The following is a 26758-nucleotide window of genomic DNA, read 5'->3' on the forward strand; positions in this document are numbered from 1 at the left end:
AACAAGACAAGCAAGGGAGATCATGATGCCAGCATATTCAACCGCCACCCGCGTGAGCCTGTTGGCCTCGGCGCTCGCGCTGTGCCTCGCGGCGCCGGCCTATGCGCAGTCCAAGGACCCGATCAAGATCGGAATCATCGCCGAGGTGCAGTCGATCGCGGGCGCGGCAACTCCGGGCGGCGCGCAGATCGCGGCCGACGAGATCAACGCCAAGGGCGGCGTGATGGGCCGCAAGATCGAGATCGTCACCTACGACAACAAGAGCTCGTCGGCGGATTCCGTGCGCGCGTTCCAGCGTGCGGTGAGCGAGGACAAGGTTTCGGCCGTGATCGCGAGCTACATCAGCGAGGTCGTGCTGGCGCTCGAGCCGTGGGCGTCGCGGCTGAAGATGCCGCTGATCACCCCCGGCGCCGCCTCGAACGAGATCACCAAGGCGATCCACAACGACTATGAGAAGAACAAGTACACCTTCCACGGCTACCTGACCTCGGCCGCGCAGGCGCAGCTCGTCTGCGACGCGGCCAAGGAGCTGCTGGTCGATCAGCTCAAGTTCAAGTCGGTGGCGATCATGAGCGAGGACGCGGCGTGGACCAAGCCGCTCGACATCGGCTACGAGGCCTGCCTGCCCAAGGCCGGCCTGAAGGTCGTCGAGCACATCCGCTTCTCGCCCGACACCACGGACTTCACGCCGATCTTTAACAAGATGGAAGCCGCCAAGCCCGACGTGATCGTCACCGGCATCTCCCATGTCGGCGTGCAGCCGACGGTGCAGTGGAAGAACCAGCAGGTGCCGATCCCGATGTTCGGCATCAGCGCGCAGGCGCTGAGCCCGACCTTCTGGGGCGACACCAACGGCGCGGCCGAAGGCGTGCCCTCGCTCGCGGTGGCGACGCCCGACGTCGCGGTGACGCCGAAGACAAAGCCGTTCGCGGCCGCCTTCAAGGCCAAGTTCGGCACGCCGCCGGCCTATACCGGCTACACCGCCTATGACGAGGTCTACATCATTGCGGAAGCGATCCAGCGCGCCGGCTCGACCGATCCGGACAAGATGGTCACCGAGCTCGAGAAGACCGACTTCGATGGCACGATCGGCAAGATCCAGTTCTACGGCAAGAACGACGAGTTCACCCACGGCATCAAGTCCGGCCCGGGTGCCGTCACCGGCCTTGTGTTCCAGTGGCAGGGCGGCAAGCAGATCACGGTCTGGCCGAAGGCGATCGCGGAAGGGAAGCTGAAGTTTCCGGATTTTGTGAAGCTGTCGCAGTAACTGTAAAGCTCAAAGCTGCGTCGTCATTGCGAGGAGCGAAGCGACGAAGCAATCCATCTATCCGCGCGAGTGGAGCGATGGATTGCTTCGCTGAGCCTGTCATCCGGCGGCGCTTCGCGCCGACCGGGTGGCTCGCGATGACGGCGGAGAGGTTGTCATCTTCAGTTCCCCCGCGCGAGGCAGCCGCCGCAACCCAAACTACTTACGCGTCGGCGGTGCCGTCTGGATCGTCGGCGCCGCGGCCGCAAGTAGTGCGGTGCGATCGCCGTTGCGCGGCGGATAGATGCGCTGCTGGTTGATGATCTGCTTGGTGAGCTTGGCGGCGGCGCCTGACGTATGCACCTCGCGGTCCCAGCCGGTGGTGTAGAGCGCGCCCCAGGCGCCGAGATCGAGCACCGTCACATACCAGTCGATGGTGAGCGGCAGCAGCTGTTCGCCGAACAGATCCGCGACCACATTGTGGCCGGCAAACCGGCCCATCGGCCGCGCGAACTGGCACGACATCACGGTCGGATGCTCGCCATCGATCAGGCAGGCCGCGACGTCGCCGGCGGCGAATACGCGATTGAGGCCCTCGACGCGCATGCAATGGTCGACCAGGAGGCGGCCGAGCGCGTCGCGCTTCACCGGCAGCATCGCGGCGAGGGGGCTCGCGCGCATGCCGGCGCACCATACCACGGTAGCGGCCGGAATGATCTCGCCGCTATCAAGCGTGATGCTGTCGGCGCCGACGGCGCTGACCCTGACGTTCAGCCGCGTCTCGACGCCGAGGGCGGCCAGCGCCTCGTTGATGATGGGACGGCCATGCGCGCCGAACGTCGCGCCGACCACCGGATTGGGATCGATCAGGATGACGCGGTGATCGCCGGCGATGCCGGCGTGCGCGAGCTTGGCCGGCATCTCGGCCGCGGCCTCGATCCCGGTGAAGCCGGCGCCGACCACGGCCACCGTCGCGCGGGCCGGCGAGGGCGGCTGCTTGCCGAGCGTCGCCAGATGCGTGTCGAGCCGCATCGCCGCCTGGTAGGTGTCGACGTCGAAGCCATGCGCGGCAAGGCCCGATATGGCGGGGCGGACCAGCTCGCTGCCGGTCGTCAGCACCAGCCGGTCGTAAGTCAGCGTGTCCGCGCCGGAGCTCGTCTTGACGCCGACCTCGCGCTGCGCCGGATCGATCGCCGCGACCTCGGCCACCCTATGCCTGACGCCGACCGGATCGAGCAGGTCTTGCAGCGGCAGCGCGACATCGCCGAGATCGACCTCGTAATTGCGCACCCGGATGTTGTGATAGGCGTTGCGATCGACGACGAGAATCTCGGTGTCGTTAGCCCGCGGGCCGATCTCGTCGCGCTTGCGGGCCGCACCGAGCGCCGCCCACAGACCGGCAAAGCCGGCACCCAGCACCAGGATGCGCGCCATCTCTCCCTCCGATCTCGGATCGGAGGGAGCTTGCCCGTGCAGGCGAGGTCAAATCAAGTGGGTGAGGGCGTGTGAGGTGCCCTCACGTCCCCGGCCGCGACACCTCGGTCTCCTTGCTGGTGATGAATTCCAGCAGCACCGGCACGCCTTCCCTGGTCTTCTGGATGCCGCGCTTGATCGCGGGGATGATGTCTTCGGGCTTGATCACCCGCTCGCCATAGCCGCCGAAGGCCCGGGCCATCGCGGCGTAGTCGCCGGAGATGTCGGTCGAACGGTATTTCTCGGTCGAAATCGGCATCACCTTCAATTCGATCGCCATCGAGAAATTGTTGAGCAGGATCGACATGATCGGAATCCGCTCACGCACCGCGGTCTCGAAATCCATCCCCGTGAAGCCGATCGCGGCGTCGCCCCAGACATTGATGCAGAGCTTGTCCGGTTTTGCCAGCTTGGCGCCCATCGCAAGACCAAGCCCGTAGCCGAGCTGCGTGGTCTTGCCCCAGCCGATATAGGACAGCGGCTCGACCGATTTCCAGAACGGCGACAGCTGATCGCGCGGGCTGCCGGCGTCGTGGGTGATGATGGTGTTGTGGAGGTCGACGGTGTGCTGCAGATCCCACAGCACGCGGTAGGGATTGAGCGGCGCGTCGTTATGCGTGAGCTTCGGCATCCATTTGACAAGCCATTCCTTGTGGGAGGCGGCGATCTCTTCAGTGACCACGCTGGCGTTGCGGTCCGCGGTCACGGTCTTGCCGATCTCCTCAAGCAGCGCGTCGAGGACGAGGCCGGCGTCGCCGACGAGCCCGATTGTGGCCTCGACATCCTTGTTGAGGTGGTTCGGATCGAGCGTCGAATGGATGATGGTCTTGCCCTTCGGCATTGCGATCCCGAACGACGTCTCGGTGAAGGAGCAGCCGATGCCGAAGATCACGTCCGCTTCGCCGAGAAATTTCGGCACCGCGCGCGGCACGGCCAGGCCGCCGGAGCCGAGCGACAGCGGATGCGTCTCGGGGAATGACGACTTGCCGCCGAGGCTCGTGGTGACCGGGATCGCGAGCCGCTCGGCGAGGCGCTTCAGCTGCGGCCAGGCTTTCGCATAGTGGACGCCCTGGCCGGCATAGATCACCGGACGCTTGGCGTTGACGAGCAGGGTTGCGGCTTCCTTCACATGGACGGGATCGGCGCCATAGCGGGTGCGCAGCACCGGTGTGTAGTTCAGGGGCTCCGGCGCCTCCTCGTTCCACATGTCGGCGGGGATCTCGACGATCACCGGCCCGCCGCGGCCGTTCTTCAATTTGGTGAAGGCGCGGCGGAAGATGTTGCAGACCTCAGCGGCGATGTTGATCGGCTCCGAGGATTTCGAGAACGCCTTCATCGCCTGGCTGGAATTGAAGTTCGGATCGATGTTGGCAAGCCGGCGCGCATAACCCATCGGTAGCACCAGGACGGGTACGGATTCGCCGTAGCACTGCGCGACGCCGCCCATCGCGTTCTCGGCGCCCGGTCCGTGCTGCATGCAGAACGCGCCGATCTTCTCGCCCGAGGTGACGCGGGAGATTGCGTCCGCCATGTGCACGCCGATGCGCTCCTGGCGTACCATCACGGGGCGGATGTCCGCGCTGGCGGCGTATTCGATCAGATGGTTGACCGGGTAGCCCGTGAGGATCTCGATCCCCTCGCGCTTCATGATTTCCGCGATCGCGGTGCCGAGCTTCATGACGCTCACTCCCTTTGGATGCGGCCGGTTCGTTCCGGCCTCGTTGTCGTCCTGTCCGATAAAGGAACAGGATTCCGCCGCGAGGGTAAAGCGCCGCCGGGGCCGGATCAGGTAGTCCTGATATGCGTTTACGCCCAATCGCGGCTTGCCGCCTTGCGGGGCGAGGACGGGATGCAGGCAGAACTAGCAGCGAGTTTCTCTGCAACCCTTAAGCGATCGTTCATCGTGTCCATCAATGGGCCGTCAACCAATGTGGCCTAGTTTTGCTGGAATATTGCTACGGCGCGGGAGAAAAAGCCGCGGGCGTCGGACAGGAGCTTTTCATGCGCGCGTTGCTTGCAAGATTTCTGCGCGATGACGTCGGGGCTACGGCGATCGAATACGCCATCATTGCCGGCGGCATCAGCATCGTGATCGTCGCCGGCGTCAGAGGCATCGGCACCAGTGTGAGCGGCCAGTTCACTGCCGTCACTTCGGCATTCAAATAATCGCCGCCGGACACGCTTCACACCTTCTGATTCAGTCGCCTCCGCCGTCTCCATTTAGCGCGCGAGCATCGCGATGCGCGCGAACATCAAATTACAAATTACGGTGACAGTGCACTAAATTTGACTTCCGTCTGCCGGACGGGCATCATGCCGTATGGCCCGTCTCGCCCGCGTCGTCGTCCCAGGTCATCCGCACCACGTCACTCAGCGCGGCAATGGCCGCGCGCAGACGTTTTTCGGGGATGGCGACTATGCGCTCTATCGCGATCTGCTCGGCGCCAATTGCGCTGCGGCCGGCGTCGAGGTGTGGGCCTGGTGCCTGATGCCAAATCACGTGCACCTCATCCTTGTGCCCTCCGATGGCGACGGGCTGCGCCGGGCGTTGGCCCGCGTGCATCGGACCTATGCCGGAACGATCCAGGGGCGGCGCAAGCGCACCGGCCATTTCTGGCAGGGCAGGTTCGGCGCCGTCGTCATGGACGAGCAGCATCTCACGGCGGCGCTGCGCTACGTGTCGTTGAACCCGGTGCGGGCGCGCCTGGTGGCGCGGGCGCAGGACTGGCGCTGGTCGAGCGTGCGAGCGCATCTTCGCGGCAAGGACGACGGCGTCACGACGCTGGCGCCGGTGCGCGATCGCTTCCCGAATTTCGCCGATCTGCTGGCATCCGAACCGGAGGCCGACCTGTTCGCTTCGCTCCGCGCCGCGGAGAGCGTCGGCAGGCCGCTCGGTGACGACCGTTTTCTCAGCCGCCTCGAACGCAAGACCGGACGAATTCTCAAGCCCGGCAAGCGCGGACCCAAGCCATCGGCCGAGGATGAAGATTGATCATCGGAAGAATTGAGTGCACTGTCACCGTAACACCATTGAAAGTACCTTGATGGGAGTTCGTCTGCGTCTTGATTCGATATCACCAAGTTTGGCGGATTCTTTCCGAAAGGCTGACGATGAGCAACGGCGACATGCGACCTTGACAGCATGTCTCGTTGCTGTCGCGGGCACTGGCTTACAGGGAAATGAAATAGACGCCGCCGTTGACTTTCTTCGTCGTGGACGAGGAGATCAACTCGCCGTGCGGCGCAAGCTCGACTCTCTAACTGAGAAGTTCGACGAGCAATATCTCAAGCTTAGCGAAGATGCCGACGGGACAACACCAGAGGCTTTGCTCGTGTTTCGGAAGGCGAGGGCGGCAGCAGCATTGGCATTCGCGCTATCTCCTGATCCTGGACAGCTTCACGAGGCTATGTACGAAGCGATTGTTGCATCGGACGATCAAGTGGAAGCAGTGCGAGCGGCGGATGTGACGCTGAGGGGACGAAGGCATTGACCTTCTGCAGCTCAAATCGACCCGCAATAAACTGCAACAGTTCAATTGCAGTGACAGTGCACTCAATTTACTCCCGTCCAGCGAACGTGCACCTCCTCTGGTGCTCTCAGATGCCACGCTGGCGTCGGTGCACCGACTACATTATGAAGCTATCGGAAGGCACCCAGCAGGAGCCGCGCTGGCAGATCGCGGTCGAGCATCTGATCAACGCGGCCGGACGCGGCGCAGGCACTGCAACGTGACAAGCGTGTCATCGCGATGCAGCGCGATCCGTTCGTCGACCAGGGCATTTCGGCTCGGGATCAATCGACAATCGCAGCGCCGCGACCTCAACCCGCCTTCTTCCGCGCCGCGGTGCCTTGTGCACGCGCGGGCTTCTCGGCCTTCTTCGGCTCGGGCTTGACCGCCTCCTTGGGCTCGCGCTTGCCGCTGCCCGAGATCGGCAGCAGCATCTCGCGCTGGCCCTCGATGCGCTTCTTCGGCTTCTTGCCCTTCGCCGCCTTTGCCTCGGCCTTGGCCGGAGCGGCCTGCTTCTCGTTGGCGAGGCTCTTCTTCAGCGCGTCCATCAGGTTGATGACATTGCCGCCGGCCTTCGCCGCGGGCTTGGCGATCTTGATGCCGTTGCGCTTCTGGTTGATCAGGTCGATCAGCGCCTGCTCGTAGCGATCCTCGAAATCCTCCGGATCGAACTCGGCGGACTTCTGCTCGACGATGTGCTTGGCGAGGTCGAGCATGTCCTTGGTGATCTTCACATCCTGGATGTCGTCGAAATATTCCTTCTCGCTGCGCACCTCGTAGGGGTAGCGCAACAGCGTGCCCATCAGGCCGTTGTCGAGCGGCTCGAGCGCGATGATGTGCTCGCGGTTGGTCAGCACCACGCGGCCGATCGCGACCTTGTCCATGCTGCGGATGGTCTCGCGGATCACCGCGAAGGCGTCGTGGCCGACCTTGCCGTCGGGAACGAGATAATAGGGGCGGATCAGATAGCGGCTGTCGATCTCGCTGCGCGGCACGAATTCGTCGATCTCGATGGTGCGGGTCGAATCCAGCGCGATGTCGTCGAGCTCTTCCTTGGTGACCTCGATATAGGTGTCGGTGTCGACCTTGTAGCCCTTCATGATGTCATCGGCGGAGACTTCCTCACCGGTCTCCGCGTCGACCTTGGCGTATTTGATCCGGTGGCCGGTCTTGCGGTTGATCTGGTTGAAGGAGACCTTCTCGGTATCCGACGTCGCCGGATACAGGGCAACCGGACAAGTCACGAGCGAAAGGCGCAAAAAGCCCTTCCAGTTGGCGCGGGGGGCCATAGGGAAACTCCGATTACGCAACCGACGGAACGATCAAGGATAACACCGGGAACCCCGGTTTGAAACATCGCGGCCCGGTGAATTTGGCAACGGCGTTAACCGTGGCCTCAAGCCTGCGCCCGTTTGACGCGGTGGCGGCGACAACGGTTGGGCAACAGTCAAACGGCCCCGGAACATCGCTCCGGATCACGCGTTGGCCCTCCGAAGGGGAGCGGCAATCGCCGGAATTTCAGGCACTTAAGCAACGAGGTCGCCATGGCAACGGAACGACACGGTCAGATCATCGAAACCCCGACCGAGGCGCGCCAGGCCGAGCCCGGACCATCGGTTCTCGCGCTGCTCACGGCCTCGACCGGGCTCGCAGTCTTGATCCTCGGAATTATCTGGTTCGCCTTTTTCCGGGTGTAACGCTGCGATCGCGGCCTCCCGCATGCGAGATCTTGCTTGTTAAACTGAGATACAAGCAGGGCGGCCACCATGCGCTTGCGGGGTGTGCGGTCGATCACGCCTACAGCTCGCCACGGCCCTCGTGCGTGCGGTCGCATGGCATTCTCTGGCTCGACGATTGGTTTGACGCGCGACGCGCATCCGCGGCGCAGCGCGCAATATCACGCAACTGAAAAATTCCGGCGCGCGGACTGCTGAGGTCGCGGGAGCCGATCGCTGACCGTGTCACGCGGAATTTTCTTGAGCCAAGACTTTGTCAGCCAGGACGTGAGCCATGAATCGTCGTCGACGGCCTTCGCCTTCACGAGATTTTGCAGCCGAGATCTGTGACGTGCGAAGCGAATTGCCGCCGTGACGCGTCATGAGATCATCGAAATTGGCTGCTAGCTGATTTGAATCAGATGCGTCTTGAGCTTGAGATGTTCTATCCGCAAGAAGAAAAAAACTCGCTGCTGGCGCGCCTCAAGGAGAAAAGCGTTTCAGGTGCCTTCGTCGGACTGACGCTGTTGGCGATGGCGGGGTGGATCTATCTGCTCAGCTCGATGTTCCTGAAATTCATGCTGTGGTGGTTCTCCTGAGGCGCCTCGCGCGCGAGAACAACCGATGTGGGCGCCGGGTCATTGTCGCGCCGTTCGATTGCACAAAAAATTCCAGCGGCTGAACATTCTTTCGGCGCGCGCAATCATGATGTCGTCACAACTCCGAATGTTAATAACATCGGTTATAACGTGGATGAATGTGATGCTTTCTCCTGTTCTCATCCTTGCGGCGGCGTTCGTTGCCGGCTTCTTCTCCGGTTTCGCCACGCGCTCGTGGCGATCGCGCAAGCGCCGCGCGCAATATCGGATCTATGCGCCGTATGTGGCGCCGCCAGCCGCCAAATCGGCGAGGCGGGAACAGCCGGTCACCGCATTCGGCCATATGCGCCGCGCGTTCTAGCGGGCTAGCTCGGCAGAGGTAGCGCGACAGTGGCGTGAGTTGGGGTTGGCGGGCGACATGCAATCGGTCATCTTGTCTTCGTTGCGGCAGCCGGGCTGGGTTCGCGTGCCGGCGGGGTGTTGCCGTTGGCCCGCGCATCGTGAGGGAACTTGCACGTATGAGTGATCTCAGGGGGCATTCGCCAAGGCGGTATGTCGTCGATGTCAGCGGACGGCGCGTGCTGGTCGGTCTTACGCTTGAAGAGACGTCGGAATTCGAAGGATTGGACGCCTCCCTGCCGATGCTGGGCGGGGAAGCCCACGGTGCGGAGCTGATGCCGTCAGCCGTCGAGGGACGGTGGGTCGAGCTCTATGACAAGCACGACAAGGCCTGGATCAAGTGGAAGGCCGACCTGAGGGCCGGGCAACAGGATAGTTCACCCTTTTTTAACTAAGACCGGGCGATTTTGAGCGATACTGCCTGAGTGGGCCCGAACCGGATACTGACAGATGTTTCAACTGTTTCTGCGGGCTCGCGCGCATGACCTGATCAGGTCGCGGCGGAGCGAGGAAGGTTTCAAGGCACGCTCGGCCGAGCGCGATGCCGAGACCGATCGCGCCCGAATCGGATCGATCATGGCAGCGATCGAGGCCGCGTTGCAGGCGGCCGAAAGCGAGCAATCCGGCCTTGGCCGCCGTGTCGACGATGTTCTGGCCCGCGCGGCGGTGACGCTGGGCAACGGCACCGACGAGTATCTGGAACGCGAGGCGCTTGACAACTATCATCAAGACCTGTTTGACGCCGAGATCTCCAACGGCCAGCGTCGGCTGAAGGAACTGGCGACCGAGATTGCGCACTTCAAGTTCATGAAGGCCGCGGTACTGAGCCGCTTTCCTGACTACAAACCTCCGGCCGCCAGCAACTGACGCGCCCCGCGGCCGCAACGCCAAGCCGGAAGCTGCGGCCCGCGCCTGACGGCGTGCGACCTGGTCCGGCGCAAGGCGAAAGGCACAGGCGAAACGTGGTGATCGCAGGCAATCTACTCGTCACGGGCTGCGCCGGCTTTATCGGCTTCCATCTGGCGGAGCATTTGCTGCGGGCAGGGCAGCCGGTCATCGGCATCGACAATCTCAACCAGTATTATGATCCGGCGCTCAAGCACGCGCGGCTCGATCTGCTCAAGCAGCACCGTGGCTTCACCTTCCTGGAACTCGACCTCGCCGATCGCGCCGGGATGCAAGCGCTGTTCGAGCGCTATCGCTTCGAGGTCGTGGTGCATCTGGCTGCCCAGGCCGGCGTGCGCTACTCCCTGCAGAACCCGCATGCCTACATGGATTCCAATCTGGAGGGCTTCCTCAACGTCCTCGAGGGCTGCCGGCATACTGCGTGCCGGCATCTGCTGTTTGCGTCGTCATCGTCGGTCTATGGCGCCAACACCAAGCTGCCGTTCTCGGTCCACGACAACGTCGATCATCCGGTCAGCCTGTATGCCGCGACCAAGAAGGCCAACGAGCTGCTCGCCCATTCCTACAGCCACCTCTATCGCATCCCGACGACGGGGCTGCGGTTCTTCACCGTATATGGGACGTGGTATCGGCCGGACATGGCGCTCTATAAGTTTGCGGATGCGATCACCGGAGGGAAGCCGATCCAGTTGTTCAACAACGGCAACATGCGGCGCGACTTCACTTATGTCGATGACGTGGTCGAGGCGATGGTGCGGCTGATCGGCCGCGCGCCCGAGGGCGACGTCAACTGGTCGGGCGCGCATCCCGACCCCGGTTCGAGCAAGGCGCCGTGGCGCGTCTACAACATCGGTAATAGCAGGCCGGAAGAACTGATGCATGTGGTCGCGCTGCTCGAGCAGGGCTTCGGCCGGCAGGCTGAAAGGCAGTTGTTGCCAATGCAACCTGGGGATGTAATGGAGACGTCAGCCGATGTCTCCGATCTGGAGCGTGAAATCGGCTTTCGGCCGCAGACGCGGATCGAGGACGGCATTGCCAAATTTGTCGCCTGGTATCGGGCTTATCACAATGTCGATCGGACTTAGTGCGCTCCTTGCGAATTCCGGCTCGAGAAAAACCTGGCGCGGCGTGGAACGGAGCGCGGCAATGAGAGTTATCAGTGGTTTTGCATTCGCGTCAGCCGTGATCATCATGTCCGGCGCAATCGTTCCGGCGCACGCGATCGACGCCCAGGTCGCACGCACCTGCGATGCCTTGGTCGCGCGGGCGTTTCCGCCGCGAGAGCCCGGCAATCCTGCTTCCGGCAGCGCGAGGGGCGGGGCGAAGGATCAGCGCGACTATTTCAACAAATGCGTCGCCAATGGCGGCAAGATGGGCGACGACACGCCTCCCAAATCGAAATAGCGCACGATCGCGACGCACGTTGCGAATTAGCGATGCTTATGGCGGTTGGTCGAATCCGCTGCTGTCCGCCGTGGCAATCGTGCAAGCGCATGTGAGACGCGAAGGCATTTCGCTGCCTCTGCTGAAGCCGGAATGCCTCATTACCACTCATTTCGAATTAGAATAGCATTGTCGCATTCGGCCAGGTCGAGGTGAATATCTTGCATGATCGAATGTGTGGCGTTGATTCCCTCCGCCGCATCGTCAGGGCGGATCCGAATGCTCAGATCCGCGACCTCGAGATCCGAAACGGATCGAAATATTCTGCGATCACTGCAGAGGACGCGGTGCCGGTTCGCTGCATCCATGCTGTTCGGTTCAACCTGTTATGCGCGGCGAAGAAAGCTGATTGATCGAAAGCAGCAGATTTAGTGTGTGCACGCCGTGTTTGGTGGAATATCTGGTTCGAGGCTGGAACACTTCATCACGTCCCGAGCCATCGACGCGGCGACATTGTGATAGCCAGCAGACGTGTCGCCGGTTTCGACGGCGATCGCTGCGATCAACGATCGTCAAATGATTTCATGCTCTTGCTCGCGCCTCACGGTCAGTGCCGGCTGCGCTCTTTGGCGGCGCGCCGCGTCGCTGCCGCTGACATCCCATCGCGACGACACATTTAAGGCCGTCGATCGAACGTTTCGCGATCAGGTTGTGGAACCTGGTTGAGAAAATTTATCGCGGAGCCACGTTCGTCGCAAACCTGCCCCATTAACCGCATTCCATATGTGTGATCTAACCCTGTCATCGAAACTTCAATCACATCGCTCATACCCCTAACCGCAGAGCGAGGGCGCGCCATGAAGCAGCACAAAGTTCAACATTCGCATCAGCCAATCGAAGAGGCGTTGCTCGCAACCAATCAATCGCTGCGCAACGAAGTCGTTGCGCTGATGCTTGATATCGCCGCGTTGCGTGAAATCCACGAGCGCCCAGCCGCGTCTCGTTCGTTCGGCATGTCGCGTGAGCAGAACGCCCCGCGTGTCGCATTGCGCCGGGTTCACCACAGCTGAAGTCCGTCAGCCTATTTCTCACTGAGCAGAATTTGCGGCCACATCCAAGCCAGTCTGGCGAGGATGTCGGCGCCTGCTGCTATGGACAATTCAATTTTAAATTGAATATTGTCTCGCCCGATCCTGGTTTTGGGCGAGCTGGCTCGATCTAGCTGATCTTGCCGTGGACAATTTGTGGTCGTGAGGGCAGGCAGTCAGTGCTCTTGCCGCACCGGCTTGTGCGCCACGACGTAGGACAGGCGCTCGCGCAGGATCCACGTCTGCAACATCAACTCGACGGCGGTGTGCCGGAGCTCGGAATTCTCCGCGAGGAGGCGTTCCAAAGCGTCGGTCGCCTCGTTGGACGCGGATTGCTTCCCCTCGAAGACCTTGAGACGCGCCATAGTGTCGATCCTCGTAAAATGTGTCGATCAGAGGCTGGCTCTGACAAGCGTCAGCACAGAATAGTTCGCGGATTGTCGGGCGGTCGTGGTTCCGCCTGATGGCCTCGGGTGGGAAAGCGCCTAATTGATAATTCGCGGATCGAGCTATGAGTGTTAGGTTTTCTGAAAATGATCCTCAAATATGTTGAAACTCTCATGACACCTAACGTCTTAGTAACTACCGCTGCGCGTGCGTGCCCGCAAGCTGCCGGACGCGAAGGTCGCGGGATTAATTTGTTAGAATGTTGTGAAACTCTCGCCTGACCGGCGGCGTAGATATCGCGGAGAGGCATGGTGCACTCACAATCTGTCGCGGGACCGATTGGATGTTCTCATTTGCTTCTCATTCGGGAATGCAAACGGTGCGCCAGTTATCCAGATCAAATTGTCATGCGCAGAAAAGTCGTATAACTTTTTCTGTGAGGTCGTCTTACGGCAGGAATATTGCTCATATATTCCGGTAAACACCTTGCAGCTTCGGTGTTTCTTCGCACAATGCGGCGCTGCCGACGGCAAGTTCGAGGCTCCCGAAGGCCCCCCGGGAAATCCTCAATTTGAATTTCCTGTTGCATTTACATAGCTTATAGGCCATGCGATGATTGCTAATCTAGGGGGCAATGAGATGACCAATGAGGCGTCATTCAACTGACGAGATCAGTTCCAAGGTCAAACAAGCCGAGGAACTCATGGCGCGGGGGCAGTCACAAGCCCAAGCGTGCAAGGTGCTGGGCGTTAGCGTGATGACATTTCACCGCTGGCGCAAGCAGGAGGCTGCACGCGGCCATCACCCGAATGGTACTGTGACCGAGCTTGCCGCTCGCGCAGATGATCGAGATGGTATTCCCCACGCCCACAACCGTATTGACGAATTGCGGCTGGAAAATGAACGGCTGCGCCGGATTGTGACCGACCTGCTGCTCGAGAAAATGAAGATCGAGGAGAAGCTTGCGCTCAGATCCAGCGGCGGGAACGGTTTGCCCCGCCGTGGTGAAGTCCAGAGCTGACGTAAGCTGCCGCTAGTGGATACGCGAGGGCCTGGGAGCCAGCAGCAGCTGGTCGCTCAGATGCGCTTTCTCGGATCTTGCGCGCAGCTCCTCGAGGATCGGACGCAGCCTCGCCTGTGCGAGATCCAGGCCTTTGACAATGTCCTGATTCGGCATTTCGGCCGGAAAGCGGGCTGATCGCAGCTTTGTTTCGACCGCCTTGACCAGCACCTCGACGTCGTCGCGGTGCTGGCCTGCGACGAGCTCGGCGCCCATCAGGCGGATGAGATGGAGGAGGGCCAGCAGCGCGGCCTCGGTTTCGCCAGCCGATGAACTCATAGACGCTCTCTGCCTGATATTGCCGGCAGGTCTTGCGAGCTCACGACCTGCCTGATATTAAACATGTGAATTGTTAACACGAATGTTAATTCCCGATGGCGGACCTTTCGGACGCTCGAATAGCGAAGGTACCGGTTAGCTTCGGCGCCTTCTCGTTCGCTTTTGCCTCGCTCGAAGCGTTTGCTGTCGTCTTCGAGATGATCATCGTCGGGCTGTCCAGCATCATTGGCGGCGCGGCCTATCACCTGTTTTACTACCACACGGTTTATAGCAACAGCTTCGAGGGTTTTCTAGGGATCGGGGTCCTCGCCGCCATCCTTCACATGTTCGTGGCGAAGTCGCAGGGCCTCTACAATGCGCAGGTGCTGGCCGGTCTCGACCGGCGCTGGAGCAGCCTGCTCGGCGGGTGGCTGCTGGTGGTCCTGCTGATGACCCTGATCATCTTCCTTCTGAAGGTTGGCTCCGGCGTCTCGCGCGGGTCGGTGATGTCGTTTGGCGTGATCGGCGGCCTTGGGCTGGTGGCCGGACGGATGCTGCTGCAGGCGCCGCTGCAACGTGCGATCGACCGCGGCATGCTGGCGACGCGCCGTGCGGTGGTGGTCGGGACGGCGGACGAATTGTCCCGGGTGCGGCAATCGAGCCTGCTGCGCGATTTCGGCCTCAGCGAGGTGCGACGGATCCAGTTGTCCGGCCTGTCCGACGACGCGGGCGACCGCGCCGCCGTCGCGTCAGCCATTCGCGCGGCGCGGGAGTGCGGCGCCGACGAGATCATCCTGGCGATGCCCTGGCAGCAGGAACCGCGCATCCAGTTTGTGTGCGATCAGCTGCGGGCGTCACCGCTGCCGGTGCGGCTGCTGCCGGATCGGACGGCGGAGCGGTTCCTGGCGCTGCGGATGGTGGCGTCTGGCCCGATACCGACGCTGGAAATGCAGCGCTCGCCACTGACCTCGGTGGAGCGAGCCGGCAAGCGGCTGTTCGACATCGTGGCATCGAGTGGTCTTCTGGTGCTGTTCGCGCCGCTTTTGATCGGGACCGCGATTGCGATCAAGCTCGACTCCAGGGGGCCGGTCCTGTTCCGGCAGCGCCGCAACGGGTTCGACGGCAGGCAATTCACCATCCTCAAGTTCCGCTCCATGCATGTGCTCGAGGACGGCGATGTCATCACGCAGGCTCGCGCGAACGATCCGCGGCTGACCGGGATCGGCGCCACGCTGCGCCGCCGCAGCATCGACGAGCTGCCGCAGCTGGTGAACGTGCTGCGCGGCGACATGTCGCTGGTCGGGCCGCGGCCGCATGCGCTGGCGCATGACGACAAATATTCGAAGTTGATCGCAAGCTACGCGCAGCGCCAGCACGTCAAGCCGGGCATCACCGGTCTCGCACAAGTGCAGGGACTGCGCGGCGCGACTCCCGCGATCGAGGACATGCAGCTGCGCGTCGCGCACGACCTCATCTACATCAAGAGCTGGAGCTTCGTGCTCGACCTGCGCATCCTGCTGCGCACCGTGGGCGCGGTGCTGCGGCACAAGGGAATCTAGCGGATCGGGCATCCGACGTGTGCCGGCGCCCGCTACTCCGGAATGCTCTGGCTGGCGTCCTTGAATTCCGCCTCGATGATGCGCCGGTTGGCATCGGTTGCCATGCGATAGGCCTGGCCGAGCGCCGGCTTCAGCTCCGGCGCGCGGGTGAGGATCAGGCGGACCTGCCGCTGCAGCAGATCGACCAGTTCCACATCGCGCGTGGTATCGACCTGCGCCAGCAGGATCAGGCGCGGCGCGACCAGGTCGCTGCGGTTGAAGCCGGTGTAGTAGGACATCTTCAGCGCCTTCGATGCGGTCGGGTTCAGCCAGTCGAACCGCCCGGTCGCCGAGGCGAGGCCGAACCAGCCGCCGGCGTCCATCGGCGAGAGCCGCAGCGCGCGGGTGAAGGCGGCTTCGGCCGCCTCGGGCGAGGTCTGCAACTCGCTCCAGCCGTCGGCGAGCCACAGCTCGCTCCTGACCACGCCGAGGGCGGCCGCGAGCGAAGGCTTGCCGCGCAATGCATCGGCGGCGAGCCACCAGATCGACAACGCCAGCGTCGCGGCGCCGATCAGGATTGCGGCCGGCACGAAGGCCGGCGACAGCTGCCGTGGGTGATGCCGGGTCGCGTCAGCCTTCGCATCAGCCATGGCGCGCTGCCCGGTTGCCGGTCATCAGCAGGGTTCGCCGCGCGCCCTCCAGCTTGACACAGGTCAGGCGGCCCGTCGCATAGGCGCCGGTGTCGACATTGATGCGGTTGCGCAGCAGCTCGGCCTCGTGCACCGGCGTATGGCCGTGGACCACGACCTTGCCGAAATCATCTTCCGACACCAGGAAGTCGTCGCGGATCCAGAGCAGATCTTCCTTGCGCTGCCGCTTGAGCGCGACGCCGGGCCTGACGCCGGCATGCACGAAGAAATAGCGGCCGCAGGAAAAGGTGATCGGCAGCGAGCGCAGGAAGGCGAGATGGGCCGGCGGCATCTGGCGGACCAACTGCCCGGCGAGCGCCCTGCGTTCCGCGGCGTCGGGATTGAGCGAGGGCGTCAGTCCATAGGACATCAGCGTCTGCAGGCCGCCGAATTGCCGCCATTGCGCGAGCATGTCGGGATTGACGAGAAACTCCAGCAGGCAGGCCTCGTGATTGCCGAGCAGGCAGACCACGCTGTGGGTCCGGCGGCGTTGTTCGAGCATCGCGATCACATCGCGCGAATCCGGTCCGCGATCGATGTAGTCGCCAAGGAAGACCTGGATCGGCCGCGCCGGACGCGACTTGCGCATATCGGCATCGATCCGTGCGCAGATCTCGTGCAGCAGGTCGGCGTGTCCGTGGATATCGCCGACGGCATAGATGCAGGTCTCGTCGCCCTCGTCATGTTCGAGGTCGCCGGTTTGGCCGACCATACGCCGGAGGAGGCTGCGCATCTGTAGTCTAGCCCGCCTGCAACGGTGAACGGCTGATCCGCTGTGCCAGTCCTGTTCCGATCACGGCTCCCAACACGATCACTCCGGGCAGCGCCGGCAATTCCGGCAAGGTAAAGGCGGCGAGCGTCAGCGTCAGCAACACGGCTGCCGCCGCCGCGGGATAGGACCAGTCACGGCCGCGATTGCGTGCACCGGCCGTGAACGCAGCGATGCCCACGATCGTAACCGCGAGTGAAGTCCAGAACATGGCGGAACCGAACTGCGCGATCAAGGCTGCGGCACTGGTCGCCACCACGGGCCGCGTGGTCGCCCCCTGCCAGTCCATGTAGGTCGATGCCAGCGTTGCCGTGGTGCCGGCGCCGCCGCCGAGCGCGGGCAGGTCGGCGAGCAGATTGTGGGTCGACTGCACGAGTTCGGCCGGCGCGTGGACGAAGGCGATGGCAAGCGCCACGTCGGGATGACGGTTGGCGATCGCCGTTGCCAGCGCGATCAGCGCGATCGCAGCCGCAGCGGCAGCGCTGCTCCAGCGATGCAGATGAAGTTTTCGCGCGGCGAAGGTCATCAGGACGAGCGCGATGCCTGCAACGATCGCGATCGCGGCGCCGCGCCGCCCGTACCAGCAGGCGCTGGCAGCGCAGAACAGTGCGCTTGCGGCGAGCAGCCAGCGCAATCGCACCAACTGCGCCGCCGTGCGGCCGTCAGCATGTCCTCCCACGTCGAGCGCGCGCACAAGGCTGAGCGGAACGCCAATCAGAGTGACGACGAGGAATCCGTTTGCTGTCCCGTCGCGCCCAACGTCGGCCGCGCCAAGCCAGGCTTTGATCGGCTCGCTGTACAACAGCAGGATCAGGGTCGCGGCTACGGCCGTCGCTACGATGCTACGGGTCACCATGTCGGCCCGGCGGGCATCGATCGCGATCGCCGCAGCAGTGATCATGACCGAGAGCAGCGACAGCCAGAGCAGCAGCGCGCCAAGGCTCGCGCCGGTGTCGATCGTGATGCTGCCGGTGAGCGATGCATCCAGTGTTTCGCCGGCGAACTTCCACACCGGATGCGCCCAGAACGGCAGCGGAAGCATCTGGACGATGATCCAGAGCAGCGGCGCCAGGGCGACCGCAACGGCGGGCCCGGCAACCCGCTTCAGGAAAGACAGTTCACCTGGACGGATCGCCGTCAGGCTTGCCAGCAGCCCGAGCGACGTTGCTGCGCCGACCAGGCCAATGGCGAGCGATGCGTCGATGAAGCCCACCGGAATCGACGTCCCGATCAAGATGCAGATGAAAGCCGTGACGTTCCACACGGGAGGGGCAAATCCTTGGAAAACAGGTCCTGCGGAAGGTGAGAACGCAAGGCAGCGGGATGCCCCGGGCTCGCTGCGAGGTCAATCGAAATCGGATACGCAAGGTGGGGCAGCGTTATGCCGCGTTAATGCGGGCGGCGCAGGGCGACGAGCGGTGTCGAGGTGCGGGTCCGGAGCCGCGGTGCGAAGGTGCTCGCGAGATATCCGCCCTGCAGCGATACCATGGCGGTGATCATGAGCAGCGCGGTCTCCGACCACAAGAGGCGCGCTACGCCGACGGCGGCCAGTAGCATGAGTTCCGCAAGCACGACCGGCACCAGCACCAGACAGTGCTGGCGCAGCCCGAGCACAGCGCCGCCGATCAAATTGCCAAGCAAAACAAATAACATAACCAAACCCTGCGCCCGCATATTATCGGGCCGGATCCTAAGCCGGGGTTAAACCGGTCGTCGCAAACCGGTCGGCGCGGTGCCGGCCGGCGTTGGAGTAGCCAACGGTTTTGTTAATCGAATAACATTCAGAACGGGCGCAGGTCGCCGTAACTGTAGGCGGCCCAGTAGTCGCGGCCGCCATACGGCCCATAGGCGCCATAGAGCGGCGCGCAGGAATAGCGATCCGGGCAACCGTGCCAGCAGACCCGCTTCCACTGGCAGACATCGCCATGACAATACTGCAGCCGCTGGCAGTTGGCGCTGACCCGCTCGACGGTGCGCGGGGCCTTGTAAATGCTCAATTCCGCAGCAAATGCGCCCGATCCGCCAAGCAGGACCACAACGGTTCCCAATGCAATCGCCAGCGGCCTTATGCGAGCCATCGAACCCTCAATCGGTTAACTGAAACCATCTCGTTCACAGATAATCGGAACATCACACGAAATCAAAGCCAGAGTGAGGTCACGCGGGCCGTTGCCTCACGGCGCCGCGCCGGTGTCGCTCAATTGCCTCACCTTGCTAACATTATTTATCAATTGCAGTGCACTATATCACGTAATCTTGTGATTATGATGGTCGGCGTGTTACGGCACGGCCGGAGCATTTTAAATGTCGCGTGCGAATTTCATTCGAGCAATGTTATTGCTTGCGGCCGCCTGCTGGGTCGGCGGTTGCCATTACATGCCGACCAACGGTCCGACGAGCTCTGATGTCGTCGCCGGGCAGCGGGATCCGGAAAGTCTGCCCTACGCGATGGTCAAGATCACGCCGCAGGTCGAGAACGTGCTGGCGTCATTCGCGCCGCAACTCGCCGGCGGCATTCAAGGCCCGCCGCCCAAGGATATCCATTTCGGTATTGGCGACGTCGTCAGCGTCACGATCTTCGAGGCCGCCGCCGGCGGTCTGTTCATTCCGGCCGAGGCCGGCGTGCGTCCCGGCAACTACATCACGCTGCCGAACCAGAACGTCGATACCGACGGCAACATCTCGGTGCCCTATGCCGGCGCGATCCGCGCCAAGAACCGCACCCCGACCGAGGTGCAGCGCTCGATCGTCGATGCGCTGAAGAACCGCGCGATCGAGCCGCAGGCCGTGGTCGCCCTGATCGAGCAGCGCACCTCGCTGATCTCTGTGCTCGGCGAGGTCAACACACCTAACCGCTTCCCCGCCAACGCCGCGGGCGAGCGCGTGCTCGACGCCATCACGCGCGCCGGTGGCCCGAAGGGGCAGGGCTTCGATACCTGGGTGATGCTGGAGCGCGACGGCAAGCGCACCACGGTGCCGTTCGGCCAGCTGGTTTACGAGCCCAAGAGCAACATCTATGCGCATCCGGGCGACACCATCTATGTCTACCGCGAGCCGCAGACCTTCGTCGCCTTCGGCGCGTCGGGCGCGCAGGGCCAGTTCAATTTCGAGGCCTGGCGCATCTCGCTCGCCGAGGCGGTCGCCAAGGCGGGTGGCCTGAACGATTCCTCGGCCGATCCGGCCTCGGTGTTCGTCTATCGCGGCGAGCTGCCGGAAGTGGCGGCCAAGCTTGGCGTCGACATCAGCAAATATTCAGGGCCGATCATCCCGGTCGTCTACAACATCAATTTCCGCGATCCGGCCGGCTATTTCCTGGCCACGCGTTTCCAGTTGCGCAACAAGGACGTGCTTTATGTATCGAACGCGGCATCTGTCGAGGACGCCAAGCTCATGCAGCAAATCCGCCTCGTCACCGCAACGGTGAACGATCCGATCGTGGCCGCCTACAACGCAACTTTACTTCGTAATTCGATCAAGCTTGCGCCCTGATGCTCGGGCGTGAGCCGGCGCGGCCGGCTTCATGACACGTTTGCGATTAGCTTCCGGGTCGGGCGAGGCGACGGCACTGCCGTTGCCCGTGCGCTGGTCGTCGTGGCTGTTCTGCGCCGTCGTCGCGCTGGCGCCGCTGCCGCTCGGCTCGGTCGGGGTCGTCGCGCCGGCGATTTGGTCGATTCTGCTCGGCGTCGCGCTGCTCGGGGTGTTGCCGATGCCGTTGCGCGGCAGCCAGCTTGCAATCCTCTCGGTAACGGCGCTGCTGACCGCGCTCGCCACGCTGGTGCTGCACGAGGAGTCGGCGGTGCGGCCCTGGTTGGGCGTGGCGCCGAACGCGCTGTGGGCAGAGGCCGGCAAATTGCTGCCGGCCGAGCTTCCGCCCGCCGCGACGATCGCGCGCAACCAGCCGTTTTATTCAGCGGGCGTCGGGATCGTCTGCCTGCTCAGCTTTGCGATCGGGGTCGTGCTCGGTGCGAACCGCGTAGTGGCGCGCGGATTGCTGCGGGCGGTGGCCATTGCCGGCTTGGTCTACGCGATCCTCGGCGTCATCACTTTCGCGATCGATCCCACCCGGATCTTCCTGCTTCACGACAAGCAGGCCCATCTGGAATGGCTGACGTCTCCCTTCGTCAACCGCAACACGGCGGCCATCTATTATGGCTGCTGTGCGCTGATCTGGCTGTTGTTCGGCTGCGAATTGATCGAGCGGCACTGGCCGTCGCACCGGGCAAGCCTGCCACGCCTGTTGACGCGCCTCGATATGCCGGCACGGCGTCGGCTCGCCGGCTATGCGTTCGGCTGGCTCACTTGCCTGCTGGCGATGTTTCTGACCGGATCGCGCGGCGGCGTCGGGATCTCGTTGCTCGCTGCGGTCGCAGCTGTCGCGATCTTCTTTCGTAACCGGATGCCGCGTCGCTACGGCCTGATCATGGCGCTTTGCGTCGGCAGCCTGGTTGCGCTGGCGCTGCTGCAACTTCTCGGCGGCGGCGTCGGCGCGCGCTTCAGCACGATCGGCCTGTCGGATGAGGGACGGTTCTCGACCTATCGCGCGACGTTGCGGATGATCTGGGATCATCCCTGGCTCGGCGATGGTTTCGGGTCCTTCGAATGGGTCTATCCGGCCTATCGCACCGACGACATCTCGTTGCGCGGGACCTGGAACCGGGCCCACAACAGCTGGCTCGAGCTGGCGTCCGACGGTGGAATGTTAATGGCCGGCGCGGTCATGATCGCGCTGCTCGGAGCCTTCGGGGTGCTCGCACATGGCGTGCGGACCCGTCGCCGCGACGTGATCGTGCCGCTCGCGGCGCTCGGCGCGTCGACCGCCGGCGCACTCCATTCGATGATTGATTTCTCGCTCCAGATCACCGGCTATGCCGTTGTTATCGCCGCGATGCTCGGGGCGGGCCTGTCACAGTCCTTCCGCTCCGGCAGGGGCGCCGGCAGTGCTCGCGGCGACAGGGACGCCTGTATTGCGGCCGGTTCGCCAGTTAACGCTGATTTCGCGCCTGAGCCCGGCGGCGCGGCCGGGCAGGGGTTTTAATTGGCGCGATAACTCTGACTATGCTAACGAACTGTTAGTATTCGTTAGGGAGATAGCGGTGTTCACATTTGAACGAACCGGCGGCTTTTCCGCCTTACGCCTGGCGGTATTGGCGATGTTGGCGCTGGCGGCGCCCGGCGGCGCCGCGATGGCGGAAACGCCCGGCGGGCTGATCCAGCTCTCGCAGGCGGTCACGAATTTCAAGGCCAATCCGGAACAGTTACTGACCCAATATCCGAACGCCGGCGTGGAATTGACCTCGCGGGCGCGCGATTTCGCCCTCAACGATCCGACGTCGCTCGATCCGCTCGTTGCGCTGCTCGCCAAGGCCAGCAAGGACCAGAAGACCGCGATCGCCGCCGGCCTCGCCCAGGCCGCGCGCATCGTCGTGCGCAGCGATCAGCCCTACGCGACGCGCATTCAGCAGGCGATCGCCGACACCAAGGACCTCGACACCGTGATGGCGTTTGCCGCGGCGTCGGGTGATAGCGGCACCGCTGCGACCGGCGCCGGCGGCGCGGGCAGCGCCGGTGCATCCGGCGGCCAGACCAGCGCCCTCGGTGCCGGCGGCGCAGGCGGCGGCACGCTCGAGGCCATCAACGGCAACAGCGTGAACACCGGCATTTTCAGCTTTACCTCGTCGGTCACCGGATCCGGCAACGGGACGACGGGTACGACTACCGGCGGCACCACGCTGCTTTCAACAGTTACTCCCTGAGCGGGCGTTCGATCCCCAATGGAGAACTCTCTGCAGCAACGCGCTTTGGTGTCGGCGGCGGGACGCTTCCCGGGATCACTGGAGGGCGCGAGGGCAGGGTGTATCCTGCCGGCGCGGCGATAGGACGAGATGCTTCAGCGTAACCAGATTTCGCCGTCTGTCGATCTGAGAAATCGTCCGGCCGAATTGCCGTCGCTGGCGGAGACCTTCGACGCCTTTGTCACCTATCTGCTCCGGCAGTACTGGGTGATCCTCGGGACGGCGGGCCTCTGCCTGTTCGGCGGCATCTGCTACCTGATGACGGCGGCCCCGAGCTATACCGCGCTCGCCACGATGATCATCGACACGCGCAAATTCCAGACCTTCCAGCAGCAATCGCCGGTGAGCGAGCTCCCGGTCGATTCCTCCGCGGTCGAGAGCCAGGTCGAAATCCTGAAATCCGAGAACGTGGCGCTCGCGGTGATCCGCGACCTCAAGCTCAACGAGGATCCGGAATTCATCGGCTCCAGGGCCGGCGCGGCGGGAGCCGTGCTCGATTTCGTATCCGGCCTGTTCGCCGGCAGCGCGCCGCCCAACGAGTTCGACCGGACTCGGCGCGCGGTCCGCACCTTCCAGAAGCAACTCGACGTCCGCCGCCGCGGCATGACCTATGTGATCGAGGTCTCTTTCCGCTCGCTCGATCCGGAACGTGCTGCGCAGATCGCCAACGGTGTTGCCGACGCCTACATCGTCGACCAGCTCGATTCCAAGTATCAGGCGACCCGCCGCGCCAGCGTCTGGCTGCAGGACCGCATCCAGGAGCTGCGCACGCAGGCATCCAATGCCGAGCGCGCGGTGCTCGACTACAAGAAGACCAACAACATCGTCACATCCAGCGGCAAGTTGCTCAACGAGCAGCAGCTCGGCGAGCTCAACACCCAGCTGGTCCATGTGAAGTCGCAGGTCACCGACGCCAAGGCCAAGCTCGACCGCATCGAGGCGGTGGTGAAGGGCGGCGTCGCCGACGCGACGGTTGCCGATACCCTGAACAACCAGGTCATCACCAAGCTGCGATCGCAGTATCTTGAGCTGGCCAACCGCGAGGCCGACTGGTCGTCGCGCTACGGCTACAATCACCTGGCCGCCGTCAATCTGCGCAACCAGATGCGCGAGATCCAGTCGTCGATCATCGACGAGCTGAAGCGGCTCGCCGAAAGCTACAAGAGCGACTATGCGATCGCCCTGCAGCGTCAGGCCGAGATCGAGCGCGCCGTGAACGAGTCGGTTTCGCAGTCGCAGTCCACCAACCAGGCGCAGGTCACGCTGCGCGAGCTCGAGAGCTCGGCCCAGACCTACCGCTCGCTCTATGACAATTTCCTGCAGCGCTACATGGAAAATGTGCAGCAGCAGTCGTTCCCGGTCAGCGAGGCGCGGGTGATCACGCGTGCCTCGCGTCCGCTCAGCAAGAGCCACCCGCAGACCTTGGTCGTGCTCGCGCTCTCGGCGCTCGGCGGCCTGATCGCCGGGCTCGGGCTCGGCGTGTTGCGTGACCTCTATGACCGGGTGTTCCGCACCGCTGAAATGGTCGAGACCATCCTCGACGCCGATTGCGTTGCCATCGTTCCCCGCCTCTCGCCAAGCCAGCTCAAGGCGCCGGTGGTCGTTCGTCCCAACCTGCCGGTCGGCGCGCGCATGATCCAGCGCGGCGATGAACCGGTGCTGTGGGCTGCAATCGATTCGCCGTTCTCACGGTTCTCGGAAGCAATTCGCTCGATCAAGGTCAATGCGGACCTCAACGTCACCAAGCCGTCGAAGATCCTCGGCCTGACCTCGGCGCTGCCCAACGAGGGCAAGTCGACGCTGGCCTTCGTGTTCGCGCAGCTGGTCGCGCAGAGCGGGGCACGCGTGCTCCTGGTCGATTGCGACCTGCGCAATCCCTCGCTCAGCCGCAAGGTCGCCGCGAGCGCCGAGCGCGGCATTCTCGACGTCCTGTCGAACAATGCGACATTGCAGGACACGTTGTGGCGCGATCCCGAGACCGGCCTTGCCTTCCTGCCCGGCGCCACACGGTCGCGCATCGCGCATTCGCACGAGGTGCTGGCCTCCGACCAGATGAAGGATTTCATCGACGGGGTCCGTAGCCATTATGATTACGTGATCGTCGACTTCCCGCCGCTGACGCCGGTGGTCGATGTCCGCATCACCGCGCATTTCGTCGATTCCTTCGTCTTCATCGTGGAATGGGGCAAGACCCAGGTGCAGGTGGTCGAGCGGGCGCTGCGCAGCGCGCGCGCGGTCAACGAGAACCTGCTCGGCGTCGTGCTCAACAAGGCCGATATCGCCGCGATGAGCCGCTATAGCGGCTATGGCGGCAAGAACTACTACTACAACTCGCATTATGGGCGATATGGCTACACCGAGTGAGACGCACGGTGCGATGCCCGGGCGTGCCGCCATCTGGCTTGCGCGCGGCTTCCTGGCCGCGGTCGCGTGCTCGTCGGTCGCCTGGGGCGCGACCACCTTGCCGGCCTTCGTGGCCCAGACGCGGCTGGATGGCGCCAGGGACCTGATCCTGCGCAACGTGCCGGTCAGCGATGCCGAGCTCGATGACCTCGGCCCGCTGTTGTCGCGCACCGCGGCGCGATCGGATTGCATGCCGGCGGTCGACCGCAGCGCGGCGGTGATCCGGCTGCGGCTCGCGGAGAACGCGCTCGCATCCGGCGATCGGGTGGACGACCGGATGGGCGAGCTCGACGCGGCCGTCCGCAAATCGCTCGGCTGCGCACCGGCCGATCCGTATCTCTGGCTGGTGCTGTTCTGGCTGCGCAACACGAGGCAGGGCTTGAGCGACGCCAATTTCGACCTGCTGCGGATGTCTTACCGGCTCGGACCCAATGAGGGCTGGATCGCTGTCAAGCGCAGCGCGATGGCGCTCGCGATGCTCGATGCCCTGCCGCCCGATTTGTCGGGCGTGGTCGTTGCCGAGTTCGCACGTCTGGTGAAGACCGAATTGTACACCGAGGCGATCGATCTCCTGAAGGGCCCGGGCTGGCTGCACCGGGACAGGCTGCTGGCCGGCCTTGCGGCTGTCCCGCAACGGAACGTCGACATCCTGACCCGCACCATGGCCGACATTGGATACGATCTCGACCACCTCTCGCCGGCAGAGCGACGCGATCTGGAGCGCAAATCGAACGACCGCCTCGACGAGCTTGCCCGAATGCCGCCCGCAGCGATGGCTAGACCATGACGATGGAATTCAGCATCGGACAGCACAACGCGCATTATGAGGGCGTCTATTCGGCGCAGGAGCGCGACTGGCGCCGCGTCTGCGCGGTCGACAAGGCCGATCATATCGCCGGCTTGCTCGGCGCGTCCGCCTCCAGTGTCGGCAGTGTGCTCGAGGTCGGCTGCGGCACCGGCGCCGTGCTGGCGCGGCTGTCCGCGATCGGCATCGGCCGCGACTTCACCGGCATCGACGTCATCGATCCCGCAACCAATCTGGAGATCGACGGCGCCGCTTCAGCCCCGTTCCGCTGGTCGAGCTATGACGGTGCAACGATCCCGTTCGCCGATGGATCGTTCGACCTCGTCTATGCCAGCCACGTGCTCGAGCACGTGCCCGAGCCGCGCGCGTTCCTGCACGAGCTTGCCCGGGTGGCGCGGAATTTCATCTATCTCGAAGTGCCGTGCGAGCTGCATGCGCGGACCAATCGCCGGGCGCTGCAATCGACGCTCGACATCGGCCACATCAATTTCTACACGCCGGACACGTTTCGCCTGGTGCTGGAGACCGCGGGGCTCGATGTTGTCGGCTTCGGTACCTATGATCACAGCCTGCCGGTGCACGCCTTTTATTCATCGCGAGTCAAGGGGCTTGCCAAGAGCCTTGTGCGGAAGTCGCTGTTGTCGGTCAGCCCCGAGCTTGCGACCCGGCTTGCGACCTATCATTGCGGGGCGCTCTGCCGGCGCGCCGAGGCGGCGCCGCCGCCGCGGGACCGATAAGC

General features: G+C 63.5%; 30 protein-coding genes. 20 read left to right on the forward strand and 10 right to left on the reverse strand.

Annotated elements, in window-relative coordinates:
- The first annotated feature begins 22 nt into the window (after window positions 1-22).
- Entirely contained in the window at window positions 23-1267 is a 1245-nt protein-coding gene (locus HU230_RS05845) for an ABC transporter substrate-binding protein (RefSeq protein WP_176532513.1), read from the forward strand.
- Between the two features lie 198 nt (window positions 1268-1465).
- On the opposite strand, the gene HU230_RS05850 is transcribed toward HU230_RS05845, so the two are convergent.
- Window positions 1466-2680, reverse strand: coding sequence for an NAD(P)/FAD-dependent oxidoreductase (locus HU230_RS05850; RefSeq protein WP_176532512.1), 1215 nt, complete (start codon window positions 2678-2680; stop codon window positions 1466-1468).
- Between the two features lie 82 nt (window positions 2681-2762).
- Window positions 2763-4397 (reverse strand): thiamine pyrophosphate-requiring protein, encoded by a 1635-nt coding sequence (locus HU230_RS05855; RefSeq protein ID WP_176532511.1) that lies wholly within the window; start codon window positions 4395-4397, stop codon window positions 2763-2765.
- Window positions 4398-4720: 323 nt separating this feature from the next.
- On the opposite strand from HU230_RS05855, the gene HU230_RS05860 reads away from it, so the two are divergent.
- The 3 genes from HU230_RS05860 (at window position 4721) to HU230_RS05870 (ending at window position 6210) form a co-directional block, all read left to right on the forward strand.
- Window positions 4721-4885 (forward strand): Flp family type IVb pilin, encoded by a 165-nt coding sequence (locus HU230_RS05860; RefSeq protein ID WP_176532510.1) that lies wholly within the window; start codon window positions 4721-4723, stop codon window positions 4883-4885.
- A gap of 154 nt (window positions 4886-5039) precedes the next feature.
- Window positions 5040-5711 (forward strand): transposase, encoded by a 672-nt coding sequence (locus HU230_RS05865; protein WP_176532509.1) that lies wholly within the window; start codon window positions 5040-5042, stop codon window positions 5709-5711.
- A gap of 52 nt (window positions 5712-5763) precedes the next feature.
- Window positions 5764-6210, forward strand: coding sequence for a hypothetical protein (locus HU230_RS05870; RefSeq protein ID WP_176532508.1), 447 nt, complete (start codon window positions 5764-5766; stop codon window positions 6208-6210).
- Between the two features lie 329 nt (window positions 6211-6539).
- Here HU230_RS05870 and ku read toward each other — a convergent pair whose 3' ends face one another.
- Complete coding sequence (ku, locus tag HU230_RS05875) at window positions 6540-7517, reverse strand: non-homologous end joining protein Ku (RefSeq protein WP_176532507.1); 978 nt, start codon at window positions 7515-7517, stop codon at window positions 6540-6542.
- A 255-nt stretch (window positions 7518-7772) separates the two neighbouring features.
- Here ku and HU230_RS05880 point away from each other — a divergent pair, with 255 nt between their 5' ends.
- From HU230_RS05880 to HU230_RS05915, 8 genes are all read left to right on the forward strand, one after another.
- Window positions 7773-7925, forward strand: a complete 153-nt coding sequence (locus HU230_RS05880; RefSeq protein WP_176532506.1) for a hypothetical protein — start codon at window positions 7773-7775, stop codon at window positions 7923-7925.
- A 458-nt stretch (window positions 7926-8383) separates the two neighbouring features.
- Entirely contained in the window at window positions 8384-8542 is a 159-nt protein-coding gene (locus HU230_RS05885) for a hypothetical protein (protein ID WP_171948113.1), read from the forward strand.
- Window positions 8543-8567: 25 nt separating this feature from the next.
- Window positions 8568-8903 (forward strand): hypothetical protein, encoded by a 336-nt coding sequence (locus tag HU230_RS05890; protein ID WP_176532505.1) that lies wholly within the window; start codon window positions 8568-8570, stop codon window positions 8901-8903.
- Between the two features lie 157 nt (window positions 8904-9060).
- The gene (locus HU230_RS05895) at window positions 9061-9336 is read left to right on the forward strand and encodes a hypothetical protein (RefSeq protein WP_176532504.1); all 276 of its coding nucleotides are present in this window, start codon (window positions 9061-9063) and stop codon (window positions 9334-9336) included.
- A 55-nt stretch (window positions 9337-9391) separates the two neighbouring features.
- Entirely contained in the window at window positions 9392-9808 is a 417-nt protein-coding gene (locus HU230_RS05900) for a hypothetical protein (RefSeq protein WP_092125202.1), read from the forward strand.
- Window positions 9809-9903: 95 nt separating this feature from the next.
- Window positions 9904-10932, forward strand: coding sequence for an NAD-dependent epimerase (locus tag HU230_RS05905; RefSeq protein WP_420840845.1), 1029 nt, complete (start codon window positions 9904-9906; stop codon window positions 10930-10932).
- Window positions 10933-10993: 61 nt separating this feature from the next.
- Window positions 10994-11251 carry a hypothetical protein gene (locus tag HU230_RS05910; protein WP_224943030.1) on the forward strand — a complete coding sequence of 86 codons (258 nt, stop codon included), beginning with the start codon at window positions 10994-10996 and terminating at the stop codon, window positions 11249-11251.
- Window positions 11252-12087: 836 nt separating this feature from the next.
- The gene (locus tag HU230_RS05915; protein ID WP_176532503.1) at window positions 12088-12300 is read left to right on the forward strand and encodes a hypothetical protein; all 213 of its coding nucleotides are present in this window, start codon (window positions 12088-12090) and stop codon (window positions 12298-12300) included.
- A gap of 194 nt (window positions 12301-12494) precedes the next feature.
- Here HU230_RS05915 and HU230_RS05920 read toward each other — a convergent pair whose 3' ends face one another.
- Window positions 12495-12683: a hypothetical protein gene (locus HU230_RS05920; RefSeq protein WP_176532502.1), complete on the reverse strand. Its 189-nt coding sequence runs from the start codon at window positions 12681-12683 to the stop codon at window positions 12495-12497.
- A 668-nt stretch (window positions 12684-13351) separates the two neighbouring features.
- Between HU230_RS05920 and HU230_RS05925 the strand changes: the two genes are divergently transcribed.
- Window positions 13352-13726, forward strand: a complete 375-nt coding sequence (locus HU230_RS05925; RefSeq protein WP_176532501.1) for a helix-turn-helix domain-containing protein — start codon at window positions 13352-13354, stop codon at window positions 13724-13726.
- 12 nt (window positions 13727-13738) lie between these two features.
- Here HU230_RS05925 and HU230_RS05930 read toward each other — a convergent pair whose 3' ends face one another.
- Window positions 13739-14044, reverse strand: coding sequence for a hypothetical protein (locus HU230_RS05930; protein WP_173641812.1), 306 nt, complete (start codon window positions 14042-14044; stop codon window positions 13739-13741).
- A 95-nt stretch (window positions 14045-14139) separates the two neighbouring features.
- Here HU230_RS05930 and HU230_RS05935 point away from each other — a divergent pair, with 95 nt between their 5' ends.
- The gene (locus tag HU230_RS05935; protein ID WP_224943032.1) at window positions 14140-15582 is read left to right on the forward strand and encodes an undecaprenyl-phosphate glucose phosphotransferase; all 1443 of its coding nucleotides are present in this window, start codon (window positions 14140-14142) and stop codon (window positions 15580-15582) included.
- Window positions 15583-15614: 32 nt separating this feature from the next.
- On the opposite strand, the gene HU230_RS05940 is transcribed toward HU230_RS05935, so the two are convergent.
- The 5 genes from HU230_RS05940 to HU230_RS05960 form a co-directional block, all read right to left on the reverse strand.
- On the reverse strand, window positions 15615-16211 hold the full coding sequence (locus HU230_RS05940; protein WP_176532500.1) for a hypothetical protein: 597 nt from the start codon (window positions 16209-16211) through the stop codon (window positions 15615-15617).
- Complete coding sequence (locus tag HU230_RS05945; RefSeq protein WP_176532499.1) at window positions 16204-16983, reverse strand: metallophosphoesterase family protein; 780 nt, start codon at window positions 16981-16983, stop codon at window positions 16204-16206. The genes HU230_RS05940 and HU230_RS05945 overlap by 8 nt, the downstream gene beginning before the upstream one ends.
- Before the next feature lie 7 nt (window positions 16984-16990).
- Window positions 16991-18283, reverse strand: a complete 1293-nt coding sequence (locus HU230_RS05950) for a hypothetical protein (RefSeq protein ID WP_176532498.1) — start codon at window positions 18281-18283, stop codon at window positions 16991-16993.
- Between the two features lie 125 nt (window positions 18284-18408).
- Complete coding sequence (locus tag HU230_RS05955) at window positions 18409-18672, reverse strand: hypothetical protein (protein WP_176532497.1); 264 nt, start codon at window positions 18670-18672, stop codon at window positions 18409-18411.
- Between the two features lie 128 nt (window positions 18673-18800).
- Window positions 18801-19097: a hypothetical protein gene (locus tag HU230_RS05960; RefSeq protein ID WP_176532496.1), complete on the reverse strand. Its 297-nt coding sequence runs from the start codon at window positions 19095-19097 to the stop codon at window positions 18801-18803.
- Between the two features lie 226 nt (window positions 19098-19323).
- Between HU230_RS05960 and HU230_RS05965 the strand changes: the two genes are divergently transcribed.
- The 6 genes from HU230_RS05965 (at window position 19324) to HU230_RS05990 (ending at window position 26756) form a co-directional block, all read left to right on the forward strand.
- Window positions 19324-20508 carry a polysaccharide biosynthesis/export family protein gene (locus HU230_RS05965; protein ID WP_176532495.1) on the forward strand — a complete coding sequence of 395 codons (1185 nt, stop codon included), beginning with the start codon at window positions 19324-19326 and terminating at the stop codon, window positions 20506-20508.
- Between the two features lie 31 nt (window positions 20509-20539).
- Window positions 20540-22054: an O-antigen ligase family protein gene (locus HU230_RS05970; protein ID WP_210284273.1), complete on the forward strand. Its 1515-nt coding sequence runs from the start codon at window positions 20540-20542 to the stop codon at window positions 22052-22054.
- Between the two features lie 58 nt (window positions 22055-22112).
- On the forward strand, window positions 22113-22772 hold the full coding sequence (locus HU230_RS05975) for a hypothetical protein (RefSeq protein WP_224924331.1): 660 nt from the start codon (window positions 22113-22115) through the stop codon (window positions 22770-22772).
- Between the two features lie 129 nt (window positions 22773-22901).
- Window positions 22902-25175 (forward strand): polysaccharide biosynthesis tyrosine autokinase, encoded by a 2274-nt coding sequence (locus tag HU230_RS05980; RefSeq protein WP_176532494.1) that lies wholly within the window; start codon window positions 22902-22904, stop codon window positions 25173-25175.
- Window positions 25159-26001 carry a hypothetical protein gene (locus HU230_RS05985; RefSeq protein WP_224943034.1) on the forward strand — a complete coding sequence of 281 codons (843 nt, stop codon included), beginning with the start codon at window positions 25159-25161 and terminating at the stop codon, window positions 25999-26001. Before HU230_RS05980 ends, HU230_RS05985 begins: the two co-directional genes overlap by 17 nt.
- Window positions 25998-26756 carry a class I SAM-dependent methyltransferase gene (locus tag HU230_RS05990; RefSeq protein ID WP_176532492.1) on the forward strand — a complete coding sequence of 253 codons (759 nt, stop codon included), beginning with the start codon at window positions 25998-26000 and terminating at the stop codon, window positions 26754-26756. The genes HU230_RS05985 and HU230_RS05990 overlap by 4 nt, the downstream gene beginning before the upstream one ends.
- Window positions 26757-26758: the final 2 nt, after the last annotated feature.

Origin of the sequence: Bradyrhizobium quebecense, from assembly GCF_013373795.3 — a bacterium.
GTDB classification, from domain to species: Bacteria; Pseudomonadota; Alphaproteobacteria; order Rhizobiales; family Xanthobacteraceae; genus Bradyrhizobium; species Bradyrhizobium quebecense.